The organism is Pseudomonas sp. GM24, from assembly GCF_000282235.1.
Classification (GTDB): domain Bacteria; phylum Pseudomonadota; class Gammaproteobacteria; order Pseudomonadales; family Pseudomonadaceae; genus Aquipseudomonas.
This window is the reverse complement of sequence record NZ_AKJR01000270.1, coordinates 1-7,622: the sequence shown is the minus strand read 5'-3', so window position 1 is coordinate 7,622 and position 7,622 is coordinate 1. Positions and strand designations below refer to the sequence as shown.

Annotated in this window: 5 protein-coding genes; 2 read left to right on the top strand and 3 right to left on the bottom strand. The window is 57.2% G+C overall.

What is annotated here, in order from left to right; all coding sequences use genetic code 11:
* Window positions 1-180: 180 nt before the first annotated feature.
* Both clpA and clpS read right to left on the bottom strand, forming a co-directional pair.
* Window positions 181-2,451, bottom strand: a complete 2,271-nt coding sequence (gene clpA / locus PMI23_RS26085) for an ATP-dependent Clp protease ATP-binding subunit ClpA (RefSeq protein WP_007920210.1) — start codon at window positions 2,449-2,451, stop codon at window positions 181-183.
* A gap of 30 nt (window positions 2,452-2,481) precedes the next feature.
* Window positions 2,482-2,865, bottom strand: coding sequence for an ATP-dependent Clp protease adapter ClpS (gene clpS, locus PMI23_RS26080; protein ID WP_011334948.1), 384 nt, complete (start codon window positions 2,863-2,865; stop codon window positions 2,482-2,484).
* A 224-nt stretch (window positions 2,866-3,089) separates the two neighbouring features.
* On the opposite strand from clpS, the gene PMI23_RS26075 reads away from it, so the two are divergent.
* Window positions 3,090-3,413, top strand: a complete 324-nt coding sequence (locus PMI23_RS26075) for a cold shock domain-containing protein (RefSeq protein WP_007920208.1) — start codon at window positions 3,090-3,092, stop codon at window positions 3,411-3,413.
* A gap of 86 nt (window positions 3,414-3,499) precedes the next feature.
* Here the strand turns inward: PMI23_RS26075 and icd are convergent, their stop codons facing one another.
* Window positions 3,500-4,756 (bottom strand): NADP-dependent isocitrate dehydrogenase, encoded by a 1,257-nt coding sequence (gene icd / locus PMI23_RS26070; RefSeq protein ID WP_007920207.1) that lies wholly within the window; start codon window positions 4,754-4,756, stop codon window positions 3,500-3,502.
* A gap of 481 nt (window positions 4,757-5,237) precedes the next feature.
* Here icd and PMI23_RS26065 point away from each other — a divergent pair, with 481 nt between their 5' ends.
* A complete protein-coding gene (locus PMI23_RS26065) occupies window positions 5,238-7,463 on the top strand; it encodes an NADP-dependent isocitrate dehydrogenase (RefSeq protein WP_007920205.1) in 2,226 nt (741 codons plus the stop codon).
* The last annotated feature ends 159 nt before the right edge of the window (window positions 7,464-7,622 follow it).

Genomic DNA, 7,622 nt, shown 5'->3' with positions numbered 1-7,622 from the left:
AGCGGGCCGCACGTAGGAGCAAGCGTTTTTTGCTTACTTTTTTTGGCGTTTGAAAAAAAGTGAGTCGCCGTAAGGGCGAAACCGTAATAAGCCATCACCGCAGCAACGGATACTCACCCAAAAAACCCAAACGACAAATAACAAAAAGGCGCCCGAAGGCGCCCTCTTGATCCAAGGCCATCAGGCCATTTCTGCGGTAGTCTCGAAGTCAAACGTCAACTCACCATCCTTGATGTCGATGTGCACCACACCGCCATGCTCGGCCAGCTCGCCAAACAGAATCTCCTCCGCCAACGGACGCTTGATCTTGTCCTGAATCAGACGTGCCATCGGACGTGCGCCCATTGCCGAGTCATAACCACCCGCCGCCAGCCAACTCCGCGCGGCATCAGTGACCTCAAGCAGCACACGCTTGTCTTCAAGCTGCGCCTGAAGCTCGGTAAGGAACTTGTCCACCACACTTTTGATGACCTCATGGCTGAGGCGACCAAACTGGATAATGGTGTCCAGACGGTTACGGAACTCCGGTGTGAAGCTCTTCTTGATCACTTCCATCGCATCAGACGAGTGGTCCTGATGGGTGAAACCGATCGAAGCCCGCGCAGCCGTTTCGGCACCGGCGTTGGTGGTCATGATCACGATCACGTTGCGGAAGTCCGCCTTGCGCCCGTTGTTGTCAGTCAGCGTACCGTGGTCCATCACCTGCAGCAGCAGGTTGAAGACTTCCGGATGCGCTTTCTCGATTTCATCGAGCAGCAATACGCAGTGCGGCTGCTTGGTGATCGCCTCGGTCAACAGACCGCCCTGGTCGAAACCGACATAACCTGGAGGCGCACCGATCAGACGCGATACGGTGTGACGCTCCATGTACTCGGACATGTCGAAACGCACCAGTTCGATCCCCAACGCCTTGGCCAGTTGTCGTGCGGCCTCGGTTTTACCGACACCGGTCGGGCCTGCGAACAGGAACGAACCGACTGGCTTGTCAGGCGACTTGAGGCCGGCACGAGACAGCTTGATCGCGGTTGACAGCGAATCGATCGCCGCGTCCTGACCAAACACCGTCAGCTTCAGGTCACGCTCAAGGTTACGCAGCAACTCCTTGTCGGAGCTGGTGACGTGCTTAGGCGGAATCCGCGCGATTTTCGCGACGATGTCTTCGACGTGCGGCACCTCGATACGCTTGGCGCGCTTCTCGACCGGTTGCAGACGCTGATAGGCGCCCGCCTCGTCAATAACATCAATGGCTTTGTCCGGCATGTGTCGGTCATTGATATAGCGCGACGCCAGTTCAGCAGCGGCACGCAGCGCTTCGTCGCTGTATTCGATGTTGTGGTGCTGTTCGAAACGCCCTTTCAGGCCGCGCAGGATACCAATGGTGTCTTCCACCGATGGCTCGACGACATCGACCTTCTGGAAGCGACGCGCCAAGGCACGATCCTTCTCGAAGATGCCGCGAAACTCCTGGAACGTGGTCGAACCGATGCAGCGAATGTCGCCAGACGACAGTAGCGGCTTAAGCAGGTTCGAAGCGTCCATGACCCCGCCCGACGCAGCGCCCGCACCAATAATGGTGTGGATCTCGTCGATAAACAGAATGGCTTGCGGACGTTTTTTCAATTCATTGAGCAACGCCTTGAAGCGCTTCTCGAAATCACCGCGATACTTGGTGCCCGCGAGCAGAGCACCGAGATCCAGCGAATAAACAACACTACCGGCCAGCAGATCCGGCACCTGGTTGTCGACAATGCGCTTGGCCAGACCTTCGGCAATCGCGGTTTTACCCACGCCTGCTTCACCGACCAGCAGCGGATTGTTTTTGCGCCGACGCGCGAGAATCTGCGCGACACGTTCGACTTCCGATTCACGACCGACCAGCGGATCGATACGACCCTGGCGCGCGAGTTCGTTGAGGTTGCTGGCATAAGCATCCAGAGGATTGCCTGAAGAAGAAGACTCACCGCCCTCGTCGTCCTGCATATCTTGTTCACCTTCAGAGTGATCGCCATGCCCCGGCACTTTGGAAATGCCGTGTGCGATGTAATTGACGACATCGATGCGCGCAACGCTCTGCTGTTTCAGCAGGAACACTGCCTGACTCTCTTGCTCACTGAAGATGGCAACCAGCACGTTGGCGCCGGTTACTTCGCGTTTGCCCGAGCTCTGTACGTGGAAAACAGCACGTTGCAGTACACGCTGGAAGCCCAGAGTTGGCTGGGTTTCGCGATCTTCGTCATGAACGGGGATCAATGGCGTGGTGGAGTCGATGAACTCCTGCAGGTCATGCTTGAGTTTGTCGAGGTTTGCGCCGCAGGCACGCAAAACGGTGGCGGCAGCCTCATTGTCCAATAGGGCCAGCAAAAGGTGTTCGACGGTCATGAATTCATGACGTTTCGAACGAGCCTCCTTGAAGGCTAGATTGAGGGTGACTTCGAGCTCGCGGTTTAACATAGCTTCACCTCATACCCAAGTGGTCGGCGATTAACCGTCCTTCTCGATTTCACAGAGTAGCGGATGCTGGCTTTCCCTGGCGTACTGGTTGACCTGCATGGCCTTTGTCTCGGCGATGTCGCGGGTAAACACTCCACATACTGCCCGTCCTTCTGTGTGGACGGCCAGCATGACCTTGGTCGCCAGCTCGCGATTCAGGTTAAAAAACACCTCGAGCACTTCGACGACGAAATCCATCGGTGTGTAGTCATCGTTGAACAAAACCACCTTGTACATCGGCGGCGCCTGTAACGCAGGCTTTGCTTCCTGAACAGCAACGCCTGCCGAATCGTCGTCGTGCTCCTGTGGAAGATCCTTTTGGAGAAGCGGGCGATCCTGATTGAATGTTAGTCGAATCTGGCTGATTGCATGCATGGAAAGAAAGGTTCGTCAGTTGTGCAAATACAGTGGTGGGGGCGGTTGTACGCGTTTTCAACTCCGACTGCCCGGTCACCTTGACTATCGGGAAAACGGTGTTACAACCAATAGAGCCCACAGTGGGTAAAAAAGATCCGCGGAGTCAATCCTTTTAACGGATTAGATTGCGGATGAATTGGATGATACTCCAGCGATGGAGTCTGTTGCAGAGGGATTTGAGCATGGCTGTCGGCAAGGTGAAATGGTTCAACAATGCCAAGGGATTCGGCTTTATCAATACCGACGCCCGTGAAGGCCGCGATGAGGATGGCAAAGAGATCGACTTTTTTGCTCATTTTTCTCAGATTAAGATGGACGGATACAAAACCCTTAAGGCCGGGCAGGCGGTGGTTTTCAGCATTATCCAAGGCCCCAAGGGGCTGCATGCCGTAAACATCCAGTCAGTCGAACCATCCAGTGCCATTGATAGTGCAGCTGTCAGCGCCGCTGCTGCTGCTGCTGCCGCTGCCGCTGCCGCTGCCGCTGCCGCAACAGCCAAAGCGTGAGCTGACTGATCTTCACCTGAATATCCCAAGCAATAAAAAACCGCCTGACTCAATGAAGAATCAGGCGGTTTTTATGTGCCCGCGTTTTACATATGCGAAATCAGCGCATCGCCAAAGCCCGAAGACGAAACCAGCTTGGCCCCGTCCATCAGACGCTCAAAGTCATAGGTCACAGTCTTGGCACTAATGGCGCCGTTTGTGCCCTTGATGATCAGATCCGCCGCCTCAGTCCAGCCCATGTGCCGCAGCATCATTTCTGCCGAGAGAATCAGCGAACCCGGGTTGACCTGATCCTTGCCGGCGTACTTCGGCGCCGTACCGTGGGTCGCTTCGAACATCGCCACGGTGTCGGACAGGTTGGCGCCCGGCGCGATACCGATACCGCCCACTTCCGCCGCCAAAGCGTCGGAGAGGTAGTCGCCGTTGAGGTTGAGGGTCGCGATCACATCGTATTCGGCCGGGCGCAGCAGGATCTGCTGGAGCATGGCGTCGGCGATGGCATCCTTGACCACAACATTCTTGCCGGTTTTCGGGTTTTTGAACTGCATCCACGGGCCACCGTCGAGCAGGGTCGCGCCGAATTCTTCGGCGGCCACTTCGTAGGCCCACTCTTTGAAGGCACCTTCGGTGAACTTCATGATGTTGCCTTTGTGCACGATGGTCAGCGAATCGCGGTCGTTATCGACCACATATTGCAGAGCCTTGCGCGCCAGACGCTTGGTGCCTTCCAGCGAAACCGGCTTGACGCCAATGCCGCAGTTTTCATCGAAACGGATCTTGGTGACGCCCATTTCTTCTTTAAGGAATTTGATGACTTTGGTGGCTTCCGGCGAACCGGCCTTCCACTCAATGCCGGCATAGATGTCTTCGGAGTTCTCGCGGAAGATGGTCATGTCGACGTCGCCGGGCTTTTTCACCGGGCTTGGCACGCCTTCGAACCAGCGCACCGGGCGCAGGCAGACGTACAGGTCGAGTTGCTGACGCAGGGCCACGTTCAGCGAGCGGATGCCGCCACCGACCGGCGTGGTTAGCGGGCCTTTGATGGAAACCACATAATCCTTGACTGCATCGAGAGTTTCCTGAGGCAGCCAGGTGTCCTGATCGTAAACCTGAGTGGCTTTTTCCCCGGCGTAGACTTCCATCCAGGAAATCTTGCGTTTACCGCCGTATGCCTTTTGAACTGCAGCATCGACAACCTTGATCATCACCGGGCTGATGTCGACACCAATGCCGTCACCTTCGATGAAGGGGATGATCGGGTTATCAGGAACATTGAGAGAATGGTCTGCATTGACGGTGATTTTGTCGCCGACGGCTGGAACCTGAATCTTCTTGTAACCCATGCTGAACTCCATTGTTTGGATTGAACATCTGGCTTGGTTCGAGCGTAACCCAGTTAAATCAACACGCAAACCCTCTGTTCGTGGCGCGGCTACATCTCGTTTCGTACAAGCCTGAAAGCAAAGGGAAAAGCGCCAAACTCAAGCATTCGCGACGACTCTACGCCCCACCCCGCCCTGCGACCTTTAGACCAATGGACGAGAATCGTTGCATATGAACCATCGGCAGATTGCCAGCTACCTATGTATAATGCCGCCCGCTGACCACAGGGTCACGACGGCTGGCCTCTCTAGCACGAGACTTTCCGCCTGATTGGTCGGGTTGTTACCGCAGTCCGACTGCTTGACGCTCTACTGATGCACCCAACATCACCGCGAAGAATCTCGACATTCGGTTCATGGATGACTTTGAACGAACGCGCTTACCCGGCGCCCCTCGAGTTTCTGCGCACGCTTTAGCAAAGAAGAGAGAGTTAATCCGAATATGCCCACCCGCTCGAAGATCATCTATACCTTCACCGACGAAGCTCCAGCCCTCGCCACCTATTCCCTGCTGCCGATCATCGAGGCGTACACCGCTTCGGCCGATATCGCCGTGGAAACCCGCGATATCTCTCTTGCAGCGCGCATTCTGGCCAGCTTCCCCGAGCAACTGGGCGACAAAGCCGTAGCCGACCACCTCGCCGAACTGGGCGACCTGGCCGTTACGCCTGAAGCCAACATCATCAAGCTGCCGAACATCAGCGCTTCGGTGCCACAGCTGCAAGCCGCGATCAAAGAGCTGCAAGCTCAGGGTTACAACCTCCCGGACTACCCGGAAACCGTGACCAGCGACGCCGACAAAGACGCCAAGGCGCGTTACGACAAGGTCAAGGGCAGCGCCGTGAACCCGGTTCTGCGTGAAGGCAACTCCGACCGTCGCGCACCGCTGTCGGTTAAAAACTACGCTCGCAAGCACCCGCACAAAATGGGCGCCTGGGCCAAAGACTCCAAGTCCCACGTCGCTCACATGAGCACCGGCGATTTCTACGGCAGCGAAAAAGCTGCCCTGATCGACGCCGCTGACGCCGTGAAGATCGAACTGATCGCCAAGGACGGTACCGCTACCGTCCTGAAAGAAAAAACCACCGTTCAGGCTGGCGAGATCCTCGACTGCGCCGTGATGAGCAAAAACGCCCTGCGCGCGTTCATCGCTGCTGAAATCGAAAGCGCCAAGGCCCAGGGCGTGCTGCTCTCGGTTCACCTGAAAGCGACCATGATGAAGGTCTCCGACCCGATCATGTTCGGCCAGATCGTTGCCGAGTTCTACAAAGACGCCCTGACCAAGCACGCTGACGTGCTGGCCGAGATCGGCTTCAACCTGAACAACGGCATCGGCGATCTGTACGCGCGCATCAAGGCCCTGCCGGCCGAGCAGCAAGCGCAGATCGAAGCCGACATGGCCGCGGTCTACGCCGCTCGTCCATCGCTGGCGATGGTCAACTCCGACAAAGGCATCACCAACCTGCACGTGCCGAGCGACGTCATCGTCGACGCCTCGATGCCGGCAATGATCCGTGACTCCGGCAAAATGTGGGGCACCGACGGTCAGTTGCACGACACCAAGGCGGTGATCCCGGATCGCTGCTACGCGACCATCTACCAGGCTGTGATCGAAGATTGCAAAGCCAATGGCGCTTTCGATCCGACCACCATGGGCAGCGTGCCAAACGTTGGCCTGATGGCGAAGAAAGCCGAAGAGTACGGCTCGCACGACAAGACTTTCCAGATCAAGGCTGACGGCGTGGTTCGCGTCACCGACAGCAAGGGCAACCTGCTGATGGAACAGGCTGTTGAAGCCGGCGACATCTTCCGCATGTGCCAGACCAAAGACGCGCCGATCCAGGACTGGGTCAAACTGGCCGTCAACCGTGCTCGCGCAAGCGCAACTCCAGCAATCTTCTGGCTGGACCCAATGCGCGCTCACGACGGCGTAGTGATCGAGAAGGTTCAGGCTTACCTGAAGGATCACGACACTGCCGGTCTGGACATCCAGATCATGGCGCCGGTCGACGCGATGAAGTACACCCTGCAGCGCACCCGCGAAGGCAAGGACACCATTTCGGTGACCGGCAACGTACTGCGTGACTACCTGACCGACCTGTTCCCGATCATGGAACTGGGCACCAGCGCCAAGATGCTGTCGATCGTGCCGCTGATGAACGGCGGCGGCCTGTTCGAAACCGGCGCCGGCGGTTCGGCTCCGAAGCACGTGCAGCAACTGGTTGAAGAAAACTTCCTGCGCTGGGATTCGCTGGGCGAGTTCCTCGCACTGGCAGCGTCCCTTGAGCATCTGGGCGTGAACTACAACAACCCGAAAGCACTGGTGCTGTCGAAAACCCTGGACCAGGCCACTGGCCAGTTCCTCGACAACAACAAGTCGCCATCGCGTAAAGTCGGCAACATCGACAACCGCGGCAGCCACTTCTACCTGGCGATGTACTGGGCTCAGGCCCTGGCTGCCCAGACTGAAGACGCTGCACTGCAAGCGCAGTTCGCGACCCTGGCAAAAACCCTGACCGAGAACGAAGCAACCATCGTTGCCGAGCTCAACGCCGTTCAGGGCAAGCCAGTCGACATCGGCGGTTACTACCACGCCAATGCCGAGCTGATCAGCAAGGCCATGCGCCCAAGCGCAACCCTCAACGCGGCGATTGCTGCGCTGGTTTAAGGTTGTAAAGGGAACATCACAAACCCCGGCCTCGTGCCGGGGTTTGTGTTTCCGGGCTTTATGATGACCACAAAACCCTGTGGGAGCTGGCTTGCCAGCGATAGCGGTGGATCAGTCACCTTCAATGCTGAATGATAGGCCGCCATCGCTGGCAAGCCA

Excerpts from the sequence above, each read along its gene's own strand:
- clpA (WP_007920210.1), bottom strand. The coding sequence starts at position 2,451 with ATGTTAAACCGCGAGCTCGAAGTCACCCTCAATCTAGCCTTCAAGGAG.
- PMI23_RS26065 (WP_007920205.1), top strand. The coding sequence starts at position 5,238 with ATGCCCACCCGCTCGAAGATCATCTATACCTTCACCGACGAAGCTCCA.
- clpS (WP_011334948.1), bottom strand. The coding sequence starts at position 2,865 with ATGCATGCAATCAGCCAGATTCGACTAACATTCAATCAGGATCGCCCG.
- PMI23_RS26075 (WP_007920208.1), top strand. The coding sequence starts at position 3,090 with ATGGCTGTCGGCAAGGTGAAATGGTTCAACAATGCCAAGGGATTCGGC.
- icd (WP_007920207.1), bottom strand. The coding sequence starts at position 4,756 with ATGGGTTACAAGAAGATTCAGGTTCCAGCCGTCGGCGACAAAATCACC.